The following is a 16,362-nucleotide window of genomic DNA, read 5'->3' as shown; positions in this document are numbered from 1 at the left end:
ACAGGCCTTCTTTGTCCAGTTCATACCGGCATGACATCCAGCACGACTGAATCCAGTTCCCTGAAAATTTACCTGCGGCTCGTCGCCTATCTCAAGCCGTTTCTTGCCCCTTTTGGGGTCAGCATCATCGGGTATCTCATTTTCGCCTCGTCGCAGCCGATGTTGGCGTGGATCATGAAGTACTTCGTCGATGGACTGACGCTGCCCGCTGCGACCACGATACGCAACATCCCTCTCATTGGCTCGGCCGAGTTGATGGTCGCCGTGCCGCTCCTGGTGGTCGTCATCAGCGCCTGGCAGGGCCTGGGCTCCTTCCTGGGCAACTACTATCTCGCCAAGGTTTCCCTCGGCCTGATCGACGATCTGCGCAGGGCGCTGTTCGACAGCCTGCTGTGCCTGCCCAACGCCTATTTCGACAACCACAATTCCGGACACCTCATCTCCCGCATTACCTACAACGTGACCATGGTCACCGGTGCGGCTACGGACGCCATCAAGGTCATCATCCGGGAGGGGCTGACCATCGTTTTCCTCTTTTCGTACCTCATCTGGCTGAACTGGAAGCTCACCCTGGTCATGGTCCTGACCCTGCCCATCATCGGCCTCATGGTGAGCAATGCCAGCCGCAAGTTCCGCAAGCAGAGCAAGAAAATTCAGGCGGCCATGGGCGATGTGACCCATGTGGCATCGGAAATGATCCAGGGCTACCGGGTAGTGCGCAGTTTTGGCGGCGAACCCTATGAATCGGAGCGATTCCGCGTGGCCAGCGCCCACAATACCGCGCGTCAGTTGCGCATGGTCAAGACCTCGGCGACTTTTACCCCCAGCCTGCAACTGGTCACTTTTTCCACCATGGCGGTGGTTCTATTCCTGGTGCTCTATCTGCGCGGCGACTCGACAGCCGGTGATCTGGTCGCCTATCTGACCGCCGCGGGCATGCTCCCCAAGCCTATTCGCCAGCTTTCCGAAGTCAGCGGCACCATCCAGAAAGGCCTGGCCGGGGCCGAAAGCATTTTCGAGCAGCTCGACCAGACGCCCGAGGTCGATCAAGGGACCGTGGAACGCGATCGGGTGGCGGGACGCCTGGAGGTGCGCGGCCTCAGCTTCCGCTATCCCGGCACCGAGGTCGAAGTCCTGCGCGGCATCGATGTGGTGGTCGAGCCGGGTCAGATGGTCGCCCTGGTCGGCCGTTCCGGAAGCGGCAAATCAACCCTTGCCAACCTGGTTCCCCGTTTTTATCACCACGGCGCAGGCCAGATCCTGATCGACGGTGTCGACGTCGAGGAGTACCGCTTGCGCAATCTGCGCCGGCATATCGCCCTGGTGACCCAGCAGGTGACCTTGTTCAACGATACGGTGGCGGCCAACATCGCCTATGGGGACCTCGCAGGCACACCACGGGAGCGCATCGTCGCAGCAGCGCGGGCTGCCTACGCGGACGAGTTCGTCGCGCGGCTCCCGCAAGGCTACGACACCCTGGTGGGCGAGAACGGGGTGCTGCTCTCGGGCGGCCAACGCCAGCGACTGGCCATCGCCCGTGCGATTCTGAAGGACGCCCCCATCCTGATCCTGGACGAGGCGACCTCGGCCCTCGATACGGAATCCGAGCGCCACATCCAGGCCGCCCTGGAAAGCGCTTCCCGCAACCGGACCACGCTGGTCATCGCCCATCGCCTGTCGACCATCGAGCGAGCCGATCTCATCCTGGTACTCGAGCAGGGGGAGATCGTCGAGCGTGGCACCCACGCCGAACTGCTGGCCCTGGGGGGGCAATACGCCCGGCTGCACGCCCTGCAGTTCAGCGAATCGGAGCCGGCGCCGGCTGCCCTCTAGCCAGTACTCCCCGCAGGGGCAATCCCGGCTACTCCCGCGGCAGCGCGTCGTCCAGCCAGGTATGGAGCGGCGAGCCGGCCGGCCAGTTGGCCAGGAGGCGGGCCCGGTCCCGCTGCCAGGCGCGGCGGTAGCGCCACTCCGACCGGTGCTGGCAGGTGGCGTCGAGGTCGATGAGTTCGACGCGACCGTCGGCGATGAGAAAATTGCTGGCCTTCAGATCGCCGTGGCCGATACGGAAGCGACGCAGCGCGGCGAGCAGGGCGAGGAGGGCGGTCCTTTCATCCTCCGGGGGAAGAACGTCTGCCGACCAGGCATCCAGGAGGCTCCTGCCTTCCGATGCCACCGTGACCAGGTAGGCGCGGCCCCGCAGCGGCCCGAAGCGCCTTTCCACCACCGCCAGGGGCCGGGGCGTCGGGATGCCGTAGTAGGACAGGCGCTGGGCCTCGATCCAGCTCTGCCAGGCGCGGCTGGGACGCCAGGCGCGGGACAGGGCGTGGCGCGTATTCTTCAGGTTGTAACGCTTCACCGCCACCGGCAGGCCCTCGAGGTCGATGCGCACCACGGTACAGGTGCCGCCGTCCTTGAGCATGATGCCGCCGGCCAGGGCGGCGTCGGGATCAGCGAGCAATCCGGCCAACCGCGCCGCCCTGTCGCGACGGACCACGGTGACGCCTTCCCAATTTCGGCTGACGCAAAATTCGCTGCATTCCCTCACCGTCTTGGCGAGAAAGGCGGACAGGCGCCGCGCCTCGGCCCGGGCGATACGCCGCGCCAGATCGTCCGTTGCAACGGGGCTTCCGTAGGCGGCCAGGGCCCTCTCGGCGAGGTCCGGCCAGCGGGCCGGCATCTGGGCCGCCAGCAGGGCCAGATTGTCCAGGCGCTCGTTCTCCCCGGCGGGCACGATGCCGTCACCGTCGATGAGCCAGAACTGGCCGCCCGATTTCAGCACATTGCCCAGGTGGGCGTCCCGGTGGATGAGTCCCGCCCGATGCAGGCGACCGAAGAGGGCGAAGGTAGCCAGCAGGTCCGCATCGCAAGCGCCCTCGTCCAGGGGAAGCGCGTCGGGCAGGTGGGCGGTGACGACGGCGTAGCCCCCGCAAGACCAGGGTTCGGCATGGATCAAGGCCGGGCTGGGAAGGCCGGCCGCCAGCAGGGCCTGGATGCCGCGCTTCTCCCGTACACCGTGGCGGGCCGCGCCGGACGAGAAATAGAGTTTGGCAAACACTTGCCCGTCGCCCAGCAGCGCGGGACCTGCCAGACGCTTGCCTGGCAAAAGGCGCAGGACCGGCCCCACAGTCAGGGATGCGCCGTCGCCTAGCTCGACGGCCAATTGCGCCGGAAGGTCGCGCCCCGCGGCGCTCAGTTCGGCCGGGGTCAAAGGCGCGGCGGCGCTCACTCGCGGCCCTCGAAGTAGGCGAGCACCTTGCGCACCTGTTCCTTGTCCGCCGGCGTCAGGCATTCATGCTGGCGGTAATCCAGGTAAAAGCGGAGGCGCTGGGCGCGGCTCAGATGCTCTCTGGCCACCTTGTCCAGGCAGGCGAGGTCCTTGATGATGCGGTGACGCAGGAAGGGGCCGCGCCAGAAAGCGCCGTTGGGACAGTCGATGAAATGGAGCCGGGGCGGCTCCTGGCGATCGACCAGGACATTGCGCCACTTGAGGTCGTTGTGGGCGAACCCGGCCCGATGCAGGGTGCGCGTGGCGGCGGCCAACTGGCGCGAAACCTCGGCCACCCAGGCCCGGTCCTTCAGCCTTGCATCCCCCGTGAGCGCCAGGGAGCCCAGATCCTGGGTATGGGGGATTTCCTCCGTCACCAGGGCGCCGCGCACGAAGCGGCCATTGCGGCGCTCGAGGCCATAGGCCAGCAGGCGGGGCGTGGGCAGGCCCCAACTGGCGAAGGCCTGCAGATTCTTCCACTCCTGCTCGACCCGCAGGGGAGCGATCAGGGTGCGCAGGCCGAACCAACTGCGACGCGGATCGGCGCGGTCGCCGACGTAGCGCTTCACGTAGCACACCCGTCCGTCCAGGCTGAGGCGATGGACGTAGCTCAGGGGGGACCAGGTCAGTTGCTCGCCGTGGAGCGCGAATACGGTGTCCAGAGAGTGCAGCGCATCCCCTGCCGGAGTTCCGGCCAGGGAGGGATCGGACCACCAGCGGATCATCCTGGCAATCTCGATGCGTCGCGATGCCACCCGCGGGATGAAGTACTCCGGGGGGCACGGAGGTCCGGGGCACAGGGCATTGCGGACACTGACGAGGGATAGACAGAGGCTTCCAGGATCATCGGTTCTCCGGGGCAAACTTGCGCTGATAGCGCACCCGCAGGCGCTCCCCCTCCCGCTCCAGGTGCCTGAGCAAGGGGGCCTCCGCCGCGAGGATGTCGCGCAGGGGACGCCCGAAGTAGCTGCGCAGGAAGCGGCAGCGGTCGCCGCGGGTGAGGCCGATGTCGAGGGCGGAAAAATAAAGGCTGGCCAGATCCTTGTCGCGCCAGCGGCGGGGCACCTGGTCGCGGCACTGGGCGCGGTGCAGGTCGATGAGCGAGAGGCGCAGACTGTCCGGACTGGGGGCCGGGTCCAGATGGAGGAGGAAGTGGCAGAGGTAGAAATCGCGGTGATTGACGCCGGCGCCGTGCAGGGCCGCCGCCATTTCCGCCACGCGGCGAATCAGGGACCGCTTCCAGCGCAGGGGAGGTGGCGTCTCGCGCCAGGGGCGGGTATGGTCTTCCAGACTTTCGGTCGGCGCGAGTTCCCGGGTGACGATGAAGGAGTGGCGCCGGGCCGGGTTGCAGCCCCGCTCGCCGTAGGCCAGGGGTTCCATGGTGGGAAACCCCCGAGCGCGCAGACGCTGCAAGGCCTGCCACTCGTCGCCGGCGCCCAGGATGGGGCGGCGGCCGTAGAGCCAGTTCTTGAGGATTTCTCCCCAGCCTACGCCCCGGTGAATCTTGACGAAGACCGAAACGCCGGCGCAGGTGGTCTGCAAGGTCCGGCGGCCGGCCAGCTCCCGAAACACCTGTCCCCGCAGGCCTTCGACCTCGACGAAGGGATCCTTGCCGGCCCACAGGGCATCGAAGGGGGGCAGCAGGCTGAGGGTGTTCATGCGAGGATCAGGTCCGCGGCGTGCTCGGCATTGCCATAGATGTCCGCCGTCTCGGCGAAGCGAAGGCCGTTGCGGGCCCAGGCACGGCGGGCCTCGCCGTCTTCCAGCATGCTGAGGAGGGCGGCGTCGGCATCGGCCTGGGCGTAAGGTTCCGGGAGGACACAGCCCGCGCCGGCCTCGACGATGTAGGGGGCGTAGCCGCACACCCCGGTGGTCAAGACCGGCAGTCCGGCGACGACCGCCTCCAGGAGCACGGTGCCGGTGTTTTCCTGGTAGGCGGGGTGAATGAGGAGATCCCCGGCCAGCAGCACCCGAGGAATGTCACCCCGGCCCTTCAGGATGGAGACACGGTCGGCGATGCCCAGGGCCTTGGCCTGGCGCAGGAAAGGCGCTGGCGCGTCGTCGCCGATGGCGAAGAGGCGGGTCCGTCCGCGCAGCGCCGGAGGCAAATGAGCCAGGGCGAGAAGGCTGCGGTCGAGGCCCTTGGTCTTGAAGCCGGAGCCGATCTGGAGCACGAGCCGTTCTTCGTCCGCAACACCCAGTTCCGCCCGGCATTCCGCCCGGCGCTGCGCGGCATCCGGCGGGGCGCGGCGGTCCCGCGCGATGCCGGGGGGAAGCAGGTGGAAGCGCTCGGTCGGCGTGCCGTAGTGACGCTGAAAAATGGCGGTCTGGGGTGCGGCGATCATGAGGATGCGCGTCCGCGCCGCGACTGCGAACACGGCTTCCTCGTAGGCGTGGAAGTGGCGATAGCGCGCCCCCAGGCGGTAGAGCGGGTTGCGCAGGGTGCGGGCCTTTTCGGCGTAGCAGGCATCGGCGGCGTAATAGACGTCCAGGCCGGGCATCTTGTTGAAGCCCACCACCCGGTCCGCCGGCCGCCGCCGCAGATCGGCTCCCACCCAGGCGACGAATTTCTCGTAGCGGGCGATGTTGCTGAAGGCCCGTACCGGCACCACGACCACCTCGAAGCCCGGAGGCTGCTCACCGCGCCACTCCAGGGTATAGACCCGGATGGCGTTTCCCCGGGCCTGACAGGCCAGGGCAATGCGCAGGAAATCCCGTTGCAGGCCCCCGAACGGGAAGTACTTGAACAGGCAGAAGGCAAGCTGCATCGTCGGGCAAAGGGGAAGGGGTGGCCGATGATACGACAATCCCGCAGCCTTGTTGCTGGCGGGCCGGCGGGGCCTCGGCGAGCCTCGGCCGTGGCGATCAGGCCAGCAGCCTGAACATCTCCTTCGCCGCCCCCACCTTATCCCCTAGTGTCGGGCAATGCCGCACATAAACCAGCCGATCCTGCCCCGCCAGCCGGAAGTTCCGGTTCTTCTGGATGAGCTTGATGATGGTGATGGGCTCGATGGGCGGGTTGGGGCCGAACTGCACGACCATCTGGTCCGCCGTGGCGTCCAGCTTCTGCACGCCCAGGGGCCGCGCCATCAGGCGCACCCGGTGGCTGGCGAGCAGGGATTGCCCCTGGGCAGGCAGTTCGCCGAAGCGGTCGATGAGTTCTTCCTGCAGAGCGTCGATGTCCTCGGCACTTTCGCAGTTGGCCAGGCGCTTGTAGAGGGTCAGGCGTTCATGCACGTCCGGGCAGTAAGCGTTGGGCAGCAGGGCGGGGACGTGCAGGTTGATCTCGGTGGCGATGCCCAGGGGCTGGGTCAGATCAGGCTCCTTGCCCTGCTTCAGCGCCGCCACGGCCCGGTTGAGCATGTCGGTGAAGAGGTTGAAGCCCACTTCCTGCATCTCGCCGGACTGGTTTTCCCCCAGCACCTCGCCGGCACCGCGGATTTCCAGGTCGTGCATGGCAAGGAAGAAGCCGGAGCCCAGCTCCTCCATCATCTGGATCGCTTCCAGGCGCTGGCGGGCCTGCTTGGTCATGGCCTTGGCGTCCTGCACCAGCAGATAGGCGTAGGCCTGGTGGTGGGAGCGGCCGACACGGCCGCGCAACTGGTGGAGCTGGGCGAGGCCGAACTTCTCGGAGCGGTTGATGAGGATGGTATTGGCGTGGGGATTGTCGATGCCGGTTTCGATGATGGTGGTGCAGAGCAGCAGATTGGCCCGCTGCTGGGTGAAGTCGCGCATCACCCGTTCCAGCTCGCGCTCGTTCATCTGGCCGTGGCCGACGACGATGCGCGCCTCGGGCACCAGCTTTTCCAGCTTTTCCCGCATGTTGTCGATGGTATCGACCTCGTTGTGCAGGAAATACACCTGGCCGCCGCGCTTGAGCTCCCGCAGCACGGCTTCGCGGATGATGCCGTCGGAGAAGTTGCTGACGAAGGTCTTGATGGCCAGCCGCTTCTGGGGCGCCGTGGCGATGACCGAGAAGTCGCGCAGGCCTTCCATGCTCATGGCGAGGGTGCGCGGGATGGGCGTGGCGGTCAGCGTCAGCACATCCACCTCGGCGCGGAGCGACTTCAGCGCCTCCTTCTGCCGCACGCCGAAACGGTGCTCCTCGTCGATGATGACGAGACCGAGACGGGCGAATTCCACATCCTTGCCGATCAGCTTGTGGGTGCCGATGATGACGTCGATTTTGCCCTCGGCCAGTTCCTTCAGGGCCTGGGCCGATTCCTTGGCCGTCTTGAAACGCGAGAGCTCGGCGATCTTCACCGGCCAATCGGCAAAGCGGTCAACGAAGGTCTGGTAATGCTGCTCGCAGAGGAGGGTAGTGGGGCACAGCACGGCCACCTGCTTGCCCCCGGCCACGGCACAGAAGGCAGCGCGCAGGGCCACCTCGGTCTTGCCGAAGCCCACGTCGCCGCACACCAGGCGGTCCATGGGCTTCCCGGCACGCATATCCTCGATGACGGCGGCGATGGCGCTGGCCTGATCGGCGGTCTCTTCGAAGCCGAAACCGTCGGCGAAGGCCTCGTAGTCGTGTTCCTTGAAGGCGAAGGCGTGACCCTGGCGGGCGGCGCGGGCGGCGTAGAGGGCGAGCAGCTCGGCGGCGGTGTCGCGGGCCTGGAGGGCGGCCTTCTTCTTGGCCTTTTCCCACTGGCCGGAGCCCAGGGTGTGGACCGGCGCCGCTTCCGGATCGGCGCCGGAATAGCGGGAAATCACGTGCAGCTGCGACACCGGCACGAAGAGCTTGGCGGCGTTGGCGTAGTGCAGCTCCAGGAATTCCGTCGCCCCTTCGCCCAGGTCCAGGCTCACCAGGCCCTGGTAACGGCCGATGCCGTGGTTCTCGTGCACCACCGGGTCGCCCACCTTGAGTTCGGTGAGATCCTTCAGCCAGTTGTCGAAACTGGCCTTCTTCTGGGCCTCGCGGCGGGTGCGGCGGGGGGCGCCGGCGAAGAGCTCGGTTTCGGTGACGAAAGCGAGGCCAGGGAGGGCGAAGCCGGCCTGGAGCGGGCCGACGGTGAGGGCCAGAGGCTGGGCGCCATCGAGAAAGTCGGTGAGCGACGCACAGGCCGCCGGCACCACGCCGTGCTCGTCCAGCATGGCCCCCAGGGTTTCCCGCCGCCCGGCGGATTCGGCCAGCAGCAGCACGCGGCCGGCGAAGGCGCCGGCAAAGGCTCTCAGTGCGGAGAGCGGGTCTTCCGCCCGGCGCTCCACCGCCACCTTGGGGACGGCGCTGGCTTCGCCCGCCCCACCGCCGCCGAGGTGCAGGCGGGGCAGAGGTTTGGCCAGGGTGAAAAAGGCTTCGTCGCTGAGGAAGAGATCGGCCGGCGGCAGCAGCGGCCGCGACTTGTCGCCCTGGAGCAGGGTGTAGCGAGACTGCGTATCGGCCCAGAAGCCGGTGATGGCCCCGGCAGCGTCGCCGTGGGTAACCAGCACGCTGTCCTTGGGCAGGTAATCGAACAGCGTCGCCGTCTCCTCGAAGAAGAGGGGCAGGTAATACTCGATGCCGGCAGAAGCAATACCGCTGGAAACGTCCTTGTAAACGCCCGACTTGGCGGGGTCGCCCTCGAACACCTCGCGGAAGCGCTGGCGAAAGCCGGTGCGCGCCTTGTCGTCCAGGGGGAATTCCCGGGCCGGCAGCAGGCAGATTTCCGGCACCGGGTAGAGGGTGCGCTGGGTGTCGATGTCGAAGGTGCGGATGGTCTCGATCTCGTCGTCGAAGAGGTCGAGACGGAAGGGCAAGGCCGAGCCCATGGGGAAGAGGTCGATCAGCCCGCCACGGATGGAGTATTCCCCCGGCGACACCACCTGGGTGACGTGGGTGTAGCCGGCCAGAGTCACCTGGCCGCGGAATTTTTCGGCATCCAGCGTCTCGCCCTTCTTGAAGGCAAAGGTATAGGCGGCGAGGAAGGACGTCGGGGCCAGCCGCACCACCGCCGTCGTCGCCGGCACCAGCAGCACGTCGATGGCGCCGCCCAGGGTCGCCCACAGGGTGGCCAGGCGCTCGGAAACCAGGTCGTGGTGGGGAGAGAAATGGTCGTAGGGCAGGGTCTCCCAGTCCGGCAGCAGACGCACCCGCAGGTCCGGTGCGAACCAGGGGATTTCCTCCAGCAGCCGCTGGGCATCGCCAGCGCTCGCGGTAACCACCACCAGGGGCTGCTTGCCGGCCAGACGGGCCAGAGCCAGGGCATCGGCAGAGCCGGGGAGGGCAGGGAGATCGAGCCGCTGGCCGGGTTTGGGGAGCGACGGGAGGGTGGGAAGCAGGGGGGTGTGAGGCATGGGGCGGGGATTATACCGCCGGGCGGCTTGCCCTACAGGGGATGGGAGGAGGGCACCAGACGAGCCGCTGGCGGCTGTTCTTCGTTCGTGGTGAGCTTGTCGAACCATGAGCGGATGCGACCAGTCCTGCGTGCTGCCGGGGAGTTTTCTCCGTCGCCCTGCCCGGAACTGGCATTTTGATGATGAAAAACCTTCCCGCGACAAAGGCGCGCTACGCCTTTTGTCAGTCTCGACAGGGGGCGGCAATGGCCGTATCGTGCCGCCATCGGGGAGAAAAATGACTTGCAGTTTTTTCGCTACGCGCGGTTTCCTGGCCGTGGCCTGGGCGGCGCTGCTGGCCGGTGGGCCGGTTTCGGCGCGTGAGGCCAGCTTGCGGGTATGCGCGGCGGATTGGCCGCCCTTCACGGTTGCGGGGGAGCCGGGCGGCCCTGTTGCGGGGACCCTGGCGGACAAGGTCCGCGCGCTGTTTTCCGCCGCGGGTTACGACGTGGTGATCCACGTCGTCGCCTGGGAGCGCTGCCTCAAGGATCTCTCCGAGGGCTACTACGCGGCGGCCTACCCGGCGGCGTACCGCCGGGAGCGGGAGGCCTTCGCCCTCTACCCCAAGTCACGCCTGGAAACGCTGGCCTACGTGGCCGTGGTGCGTCAGGGTGACGCGCCCGGCTGGCGGGCCGCCCACGGTGTCGCAGCGCTGCCGCAGCCGGTCGGGGTTCCCCGGGGATGGGCTCTGGCTCAGGATCTGGCCGGAACCGCCGGCCTTACGCTGGACCAGAATTCGGAAACCATGGAACAGAACCTGCGCAAGCTCAAGGCTGGGCGCATCGGCACGGCTCTGCTCGAAGTGCGTACCGCCGCGCTCCTGCTGCCGCGCGTCGATCCGGAGGGTTCCCTCGCCGTATTGCCGGATACCGTGGTCAGCGACCGGGCGGGGTATCTGGTACTGAGCCGGGCGGCCCTGGGTAATCGAGGGGGCCGCCAGCTTGCCGAACGCCTAGACGGCGCCATGAAATCCGCTCCCGGCGGCCGGCGATGACGCTGGGGAGTCTGTCCCGGCTGTGGCGCAGCAGTTTGCGCTTCCGCTTTTCCGTTCTGGCCGTCGGCTCGGTCTGGCTCGTCTTCAGTGCCTTTTCCACCCTGGCCATATTCCTCCGCTACGAGGGCCTAAAGGACGGCCTGAGCGAGCAGGCGGAACGTCTTGCCGTCGTGGTGGCGGAATCCCTGGCACGACCGCTCTTCGATCTCAATGCGGTGGCCGTCGGCAGCGCTGCACGGGCCCTGGGAGGGCTTCCGGACGTGGCCGCGGTGCGGGTACTCGACGCCGAAGGGGCCGTCGTCACCCGAGTGGGTGACGGCGCTTCCCTCGCGGGGGATGCGGTGGCGGCAAGTCGCTTGGTGATCTTTTCCGATCCGCAACGTACCCTCACCGTCGGACGGGTGGAAATCGTCCTGTCCAGGGCCCGGCTGAAAAGCGCGTTGACCAAGTTCATTCTCGAGGCCCTGGTCCTCAACGGGGTGCTGACCGGGGCCCTGGTCTTTGGCGTGTTCGCCGCCTTCCGGGGGGCCAATACCCCTTTCGACAGCGTGCTGGCGGCCCTGGAAAAGCTGGCGGGCGACGATTTGCGCATCGAGGTGCGCGGTGTAGAGCGCGAAGATGAACTCGGCCGCATGGCCCGGGCGGTGCTGCGTTTCCGCGACGCCCTGCAGCGGCGGCGGGAGGCGGAAGCCGCATCCCGCCATCTGGTGGCGGAAATGAACGCCGTGCTGGACAACGCCCTGGTGGGGATCGCGGTCACCCATGAAGGCGTGCTGGTATCGTGCAATCGCCGGCTGGAAGAGATTTTTGGCTACGCCGCGGGGGATATGCACGGCCGGGCGGTGGAAACTCTGTTCGCCGGCCCGGGAGAATTCCAGCGGGTGTGGAGCGAGGCGGCGACCACGCTGCAGGACGGACACAGTCTCTCCCGCGAGGTCCACCTGCGGCGTCACAATGGCGAGGCCTTCTGGGGGGCGCTCACCGGGCGGGCCAACGATCCCGCGCGGCCCATGGGTGTCCGGACCTGGATCGTGGCCGACATCACCGAACGACGGCGGGCGGAAAGCGAACTGAACAGCTACAAGAACCGCCTGGAGGCTCTGGTTGCCGAGCGGACCCGGGAACTCGAGGAGGCACGTTCCGAAGCCGATGCGGCCAACGCCGCCAAAGGACGTTTCCTGGCGACCATGAGCCACGAAATCCGTACGCCGATGAACGCCATCATCGGCATGGCCAGCCGGGCGCTCAGAACCCAGCTCGATGCGCGCCAGGCCGACTACGTGCAGAAGATCCGCGACTCGGCGCGCATTCTGCTCGGGCTCATCAACGACATTCTGGACTTCTCCAAGATCGAAGCGGGCCGTCTGCAACTCGAGGACACGGCCTTCAGTCTCGACCGGGTCGTCGCCCAGGTGGGCGTATTCGCCCACTCCCTGGCGGCGGAAAAGGCACTCGACTACGGCGTCGAGCTGGACTCGGCGGCGCCGCGCTTCCTGGTGGGGGATGCCCTGCGGCTCACCCAGGTCCTGACCAACCTGGTGGGCAATGCCCTCAAATTCACCGAGCGGGGCAGCGTCACCCTGGGCTGTCGCTGCGAATACCGCGACGAGCACGCCGCCACGCTGACGTTCCGGGTGCGGGATACGGGCATCGGCCTCGATGCCGAGCAGCAGACGCGCCTGTTCCAAGCCTTCAGTCAGGCCGACGCAGCGACCAGCCGCAAGTACGGCGGCACGGGCCTGGGCTTGGCCATTTGTCGCCAGTTGGTCAGCCTCATGGGGGGGCAGATCGGCGTGGACAGCGTCCCCGGGGAGGGCAGTGTATTCTGGTTCCGCCTTTCCTTCCGGCTGGCAGACGCCGAAGATCGCGCCCGGCTTGCAGCGTCGGAAGAACCCGCCGCGGCGGCCGCGCAAGGCGATCTTGCCCTGCCGGCGGGTTTTCGGGTGCTCCTGGCCGAGGACAATCGCTTCAATCAGCAGATCGCCCTGGAAATCCTGGCCGATGTCGGCATCGCAGCCGATGTGGCCGAAAACGGCAGCGAGGCCCTGGAGTGTCTGACCGCCCGGCGCTACAGCCTGATTCTCATGGACGTGATGATGCCCGAGATGGATGGGCTGGAGGCCACCCGCCGCATTCGTCTGAACCCGGCCTGGCAGGATGTGCGCATCGTCGCCCTGACCGCCAACGCGACGAGCGGGGATCGGCGCGCCTGTCTCGATGCCGGCATGGACGAGGTCGTCACCAAACCCTTCGAAGCCGCCGATATCCTGCGGGTCCTGCAATCCTTCGTGCCGGGTCGGACCAAGCCTGAAGAGGCCTCGCCCGAGGCTGCGGCTGCGGCACCGGAGGCGACGTCCACGGCAGTCCCGGATGCCACGGGCTTTCCCGGCATCGACCTCGCACAACTCTCGGCTCGCCTGCAGGGCAGGACCGCAGTGGTGATGCGCCTGCTGGGCCTGTTCCGCGATCAGTCCGCGCCCCTGGTGGGGCAACTGAAGGCGGCGCTGGAAGCGGGCAGGCGCGACGAGGCGGTGCGCATCGCCCATACCCTCAAGGGCAGCGCGGCCAACGTGGCGGCCGAGGAACTGAGCCGCCGCGCCGCCACGGTGGAAAGCCAGTTGAAGGCCGGGAGCGAGCCCGAACTGACGGCCCTCACCGAGGAACTGGAGCGGGTTCTGGCCGGCCTCAAGGGCCTGTAGCCGGCGTCCCGGCCGAGACGGCGAGGTGGCGCGCCATCCATTCCAGAACCTGCCCGTCGGGCCCATGTCCGGCCGGAAGCACACGCAGTTCCGACGGACCTCCCAACAAGGCTTGCACCCTGGAGAAGCGCGATACCGACACTTCATCCGACGCATCCGTCAGCATGAGCAGGGGTGCGCGCAGCCATTCGAGATACTGCCGACCGGCGCCGTCGGGCAGGCCGCCGTGACAGACCAGGCACTGCACCTGACGGTCCCGGCTGGCGGCGACGCGGATGGCCGCCGGTGTGACGGCGGCTTCGGCCAGCAGCGCGAGGGGAAGCCCGGCGGTATCGGCGTCCCGGGCCAGCCAGTCCAGGGCGGCCAACAGGCGGTCGGCGAGAAGCGGCGTGTTGTGGGCGCTGTCGGCGAAACCGGCCTCCTGGGTGGTCAGAAGGCGCAGGGCAACGCCAGCGAAGCCCAGGGCAGTCGCAGCGGCGACGACCGACCCGGGACCGAAGGCAGCGTGCAGGGAGGCCCACAGGATCACGCCCCGGGGCGCTTCGGGAATTTCCAGGGCCGCATCCAGATGGCCATGGGGGAGGGAAAGGCGGAATTCTCGCTTCATGAGGGCGACAGCCTGACCGGGATGCGGCGCGGACCGAAGGCCCCGTGACCCGCTTCCAGACCGCGCCCGAAGCGGCCCGGGATGAGGTGGCCGCAGACCGGGCAGGCGCCGTCGATGCCCACCCGGTCCAGTCGGATGGCGTACCAGTCCCGCACGATGAGGGGCGCGCGGCAGGAGGGACAAGAGGTCGTGCCCCCTTCCTCGTCATGGACATTGCCGGTGTAGACGTAGGCCAGACCCTGGTCGAGGGCGATGCGGCGCGCCCGGGCGAGGGTGGCGGGAGGCGTGGCGGGGGTATCGCTCATTTTCCAATCCGGGTGAAAGGCGGTGAAGTGGAGGGGAACCTCGCTGCCCAGTTCGCGCTGAATCCAGGCCGCCAGGGCGGCGATTTCGCCATCCGAATCGTTATGGCCGGGGATGAGCAGGGTGGTGATTTCCAACCAGCAGTGCGTGCCGTGACGGATATGCACGAGGGTGTCGAGAACCGGCGCCAGATGGGCGCTGCACAGGCGATGGTAGAAGCCGTCGTCGAAGGCCTTGAGATCCACATTGGCGGCATCCATGGCGGCAAAAAATTCCCGCCGCGGTTCGGCATGGACGTAGCCGGCGGTGACGGCCACGTTGAGAATCCCGGCTTCCCTGCACGCGGCGGCGACGTCCAGGGCATATTCGGCAAAGATCACCGGGTCGTTGTAGGTGTAGGCGACGCTCGCTGCCCCATGGCGGCAGGCTGCCGCCGCAATGGCCTGGGGCAGGGCGGTTTCGCCCAGGCGGTCCGTCTGGCGGGTCTTGGAGATATCCCAGTTCTGGCAGAAGCGACAGGCCAGATTGCAGCCCGCGGTCCCGAAGGACAGGATGGCCGATCCCGGGTGGAAGTGATTGAGGGGCTTCTTCTCCACCGGGTCGATGCAAAAGCCGGACGAGCGGCCCCAGGTGGTCAGGACCATGGCGCCCCCCTCCATGCGCCGCACGAAGCACGCGCCGCGCTGCCCCTCGTGCAGGCGGCAGTCCCGCGGGCACAGGTCGCACTGCACGCGGCCATCGTCCAGGACGTGCCACCAGCGGGCCGGATGGGTGCTTTCCGGGACGCTCATCCTGCGCTCTCCTTCCACTTCTGCACGCGATAGCGTTCCAGCCGCCAGTCGGCGTTCCACGCTGCCGCGCCCAGCCCGGCCTTGCTGCGCAGGCGGGCCAGGAATTCGGCGGGGTCGGGGAGTTGCTCCCACACCTGGGGAAGAAAGGTCGCCCGCTGGGGTCCGGCCATGAGCACGACCCCATCGACCCCGGGTGCAAGCGCGGCGATGGCCTCGCGCTCACTGCTCACCGCCAGCGGCTCCCGCGGCCCCAGGAGCGAGACCTCGATACGTACGGAGGGCCATTCCCGGGACGACAGCGGTGAGAAGCGCGGGTCGCGAAAGGCCGCCGCCAGGGCATTTTCCCGCACATCCTCCGCCAGGGGACGGTGGGCTTCGAGACTGCCGATGCACCCCCGCAGGGCGCCCTCGCGGGTCAGGGTGACGAAGCTCGCCCCGGGCTCGCGCAGGAAAGGGCTGTCCGCCACGGGGGCCATCGGCTCCCCGAAACGGGTGGCGATGGCCCCCCGGGCGAGCGCCAGGAGCAGGGGTCCGCAATCAGGCGGGCAGGGCTTCATGGTCGGCCTGGAGGGCAAAGGCGGCGTATCCCACGACGCGGTCACGGTCGCCGGCGGTATCCCCGGAATTGCGGCAGTCCAGGAGCGAGATGCCGAGGCCGTGGCACCCGGCCGCGAGCAGCAAGCCGTTCAGGGCATGGGCGCCGCAGGCTTCCTGAGGTCCGAGATCGGTGCCGCCGGCGAGGATGCGCCGGCAACTCGCGCCGTCGATCTCCCGGGCTTCCCGGTAGGGGTGATAGTGGGACAGGTCGGAACTCACCACGATGAGGGTCTCCGGCCCACCCCAGAGCCGTTGCAGCACTTCGGCCACCGCCTGCGGCGACGCGGACCCCACGGCGAAGGGGGCCAGACTGAAGTCGCCCAGGACCGCCTGCAGGAAGGGCAACTGGACTTCCAGGGAGTGCTCCGCCCGGTGGGCGGCGTCGCTGACGACGACCTGGGGCAGGTCGGCCACCGCGGCCAGGGCTTCGTGATCGACGCAAACCGCGCCCAGGGGCGTGGCGAAGGAGGTGGTGGAAGGCACCGCCAATCCGGCTAGCGCGACGCGATGGCACGGTCCCAGGAGGACGACCCGCCGAATGCGCCGCCCCCCGGAGCGGAGAAGGCGGTAGGCCGACGCCGCCACGGCGCCGGAATAGACGTAGCCCGCGTGGGGGACGATGAGCGCCTTGGGCCAAGGGCCGCTTACCGGGGGCGAGGCGAGAAAGCCTTCCACCTCGGCCCGCAGACGGCTCGGCTCGGCAGGGTAGAAAGCGCCGGCAACGGCGGGGGGGCGAATCGTGCCTGGGACCATGGCCCACTCCGGTGATGGGATGCGGATTTGCCGCAGAA

At 67.9% G+C, this 16,362-nt stretch carries 12 protein-coding genes; 3 read left to right on the top strand and 9 right to left on the bottom strand.

The genetic code is table 11. The features are described 5' to 3' along the window. Positions 1-30: 30 nt before the first annotated feature. Entirely contained in the window at positions 31-1,833 is a 1,803-nt protein-coding gene (gene msbA / locus IPM73_07605; GenBank protein MBK8917897.1) for a lipid A export permease/ATP-binding protein MsbA, read from the top strand. 28 nt (positions 1,834-1,861) lie between these two features. Here msbA and IPM73_07600 read toward each other — a convergent pair whose 3' ends face one another. The 5 genes from IPM73_07600 to mfd form a co-directional block, all read right to left on the bottom strand. Beyond that, a complete protein-coding gene (locus tag IPM73_07600) occupies positions 1,862-3,229 on the bottom strand; it encodes a hypothetical protein (GenBank protein ID MBK8917896.1) in 1,368 nt (455 codons plus the stop codon). Continuing rightward, on the bottom strand, positions 3,226-3,993 hold the full coding sequence (locus IPM73_07595) for a heptose kinase (GenBank protein ID MBK8917895.1): 768 nt from the start codon (positions 3,991-3,993) through the stop codon (positions 3,226-3,228). The genes IPM73_07600 and IPM73_07595 overlap by 4 nt, the downstream gene beginning before the upstream one ends. Positions 3,994-4,111: 118 nt before the next feature. Further along, on the bottom strand, positions 4,112-4,927 hold the full coding sequence (rfaP, locus tag IPM73_07590; GenBank protein ID MBK8917894.1) for a lipopolysaccharide core heptose(I) kinase RfaP: 816 nt from the start codon (positions 4,925-4,927) through the stop codon (positions 4,112-4,114). Beyond that, complete coding sequence (locus IPM73_07585; GenBank protein ID MBK8917893.1) at positions 4,924-6,036, bottom strand: glycosyltransferase family 4 protein; 1,113 nt, start codon at positions 6,034-6,036, stop codon at positions 4,924-4,926. The genes rfaP and IPM73_07585 overlap by 4 nt, the downstream gene beginning before the upstream one ends. 97 nt (positions 6,037-6,133) lie before the next feature. Then, positions 6,134-9,541, bottom strand: coding sequence for a transcription-repair coupling factor (mfd, locus tag IPM73_07580; protein MBK8917892.1), 3,408 nt, complete (start codon positions 9,539-9,541; stop codon positions 6,134-6,136). Positions 9,542-9,818: 277 nt separating this feature from the next. Between mfd and IPM73_07575 the strand changes: the two genes are divergently transcribed. After that, positions 9,819-10,574 (top strand): transporter substrate-binding domain-containing protein, encoded by a 756-nt coding sequence (locus IPM73_07575; GenBank protein ID MBK8917891.1) that lies wholly within the window; start codon positions 9,819-9,821, stop codon positions 10,572-10,574. Further along, positions 10,571-13,273: a response regulator gene (locus IPM73_07570; protein ID MBK8917890.1), complete on the top strand. Its 2,703-nt coding sequence runs from the start codon at positions 10,571-10,573 to the stop codon at positions 13,271-13,273. The genes IPM73_07575 and IPM73_07570 overlap by 4 nt, the downstream gene beginning before the upstream one ends. Here the strand turns inward: IPM73_07570 and IPM73_07565 are convergent. From IPM73_07565 to amrB, 4 genes are read right to left on the bottom strand one after another with little or no spacing between them, the layout of a single operon-like run. Beyond that, positions 13,260-13,880, bottom strand: a complete 621-nt coding sequence (locus IPM73_07565) for a hypothetical protein (GenBank protein MBK8917889.1) — start codon at positions 13,878-13,880, stop codon at positions 13,260-13,262. The genes IPM73_07570 and IPM73_07565 overlap by 14 nt on opposite strands. Continuing rightward, positions 13,877-14,974, bottom strand: a complete 1,098-nt coding sequence (gene amrS / locus IPM73_07560; protein ID MBK8917888.1) for an AmmeMemoRadiSam system radical SAM enzyme — start codon at positions 14,972-14,974, stop codon at positions 13,877-13,879. Before amrS ends, IPM73_07565 begins: the two co-directional genes overlap by 4 nt. Further along, a complete protein-coding gene (amrA, locus tag IPM73_07555) occupies positions 14,971-15,531 on the bottom strand; it encodes an AmmeMemoRadiSam system protein A (GenBank protein MBK8917887.1) in 561 nt (186 codons plus the stop codon). Before amrA ends, amrS begins: the two co-directional genes overlap by 4 nt. Next, a complete protein-coding gene (gene amrB, locus IPM73_07550; protein ID MBK8917886.1) occupies positions 15,512-16,324 on the bottom strand; it encodes an AmmeMemoRadiSam system protein B in 813 nt (270 codons plus the stop codon). The genes amrA and amrB overlap by 20 nt, the downstream gene beginning before the upstream one ends. Positions 16,325-16,362 lie beyond the last annotated feature (38 nt).

The sequence above is a fragment of the Betaproteobacteria bacterium genome, assembly GCA_016720065.1.
Taxonomy (GTDB): Bacteria; Pseudomonadota; Gammaproteobacteria; order Burkholderiales; family Rhodocyclaceae; genus SSSZ01.
The sequence above is the reverse complement of the archived record's forward strand: the minus strand, read 5'-3'. Positions and strand labels throughout refer to the sequence as shown.

What these genes read in the sequence shown, in the direction of transcription:
- msbA (MBK8917897.1), top strand. Translation starts at nt 31, where the DNA reads ATGACATCCAGCACGACTGAATCCAGTTCCCTGAAAATTTACCTGCGG.
- IPM73_07595 (MBK8917895.1), bottom strand. Translation starts at nt 3,993, where the DNA reads ATGATCCGCTGGTGGTCCGATCCCTCCCTGGCCGGAACTCCGGCAGGG.
- rfaP (MBK8917894.1), bottom strand. Translation starts at nt 4,927, where the DNA reads ATGAACACCCTCAGCCTGCTGCCCCCCTTCGATGCCCTGTGGGCCGGC.
- IPM73_07585 (MBK8917893.1), bottom strand. Translation starts at nt 6,036, where the DNA reads ATGCAGCTTGCCTTCTGCCTGTTCAAGTACTTCCCGTTCGGGGGCCTG.
- mfd (MBK8917892.1), bottom strand. Translation starts at nt 9,541, where the DNA reads ATGCCTCACACCCCCCTGCTTCCCACCCTCCCGTCGCTCCCCAAACCC.
- IPM73_07575 (MBK8917891.1), top strand. Translation starts at nt 9,819, where the DNA reads ATGACTTGCAGTTTTTTCGCTACGCGCGGTTTCCTGGCCGTGGCCTGG.
- IPM73_07570 (MBK8917890.1), top strand. Translation starts at nt 10,571, where the DNA reads ATGACGCTGGGGAGTCTGTCCCGGCTGTGGCGCAGCAGTTTGCGCTTC.
- IPM73_07565 (MBK8917889.1), bottom strand. Translation starts at nt 13,880, where the DNA reads ATGAAGCGAGAATTCCGCCTTTCCCTCCCCCATGGCCATCTGGATGCG.
- amrS (MBK8917888.1), bottom strand. Translation starts at nt 14,974, where the DNA reads ATGAGCGTCCCGGAAAGCACCCATCCGGCCCGCTGGTGGCACGTCCTG.
- amrA (MBK8917887.1), bottom strand. Translation starts at nt 15,531, where the DNA reads ATGAAGCCCTGCCCGCCTGATTGCGGACCCCTGCTCCTGGCGCTCGCC.
- amrB (MBK8917886.1), bottom strand. Translation starts at nt 16,324, where the DNA reads ATGGTCCCAGGCACGATTCGCCCCCCCGCCGTTGCCGGCGCTTTCTAC.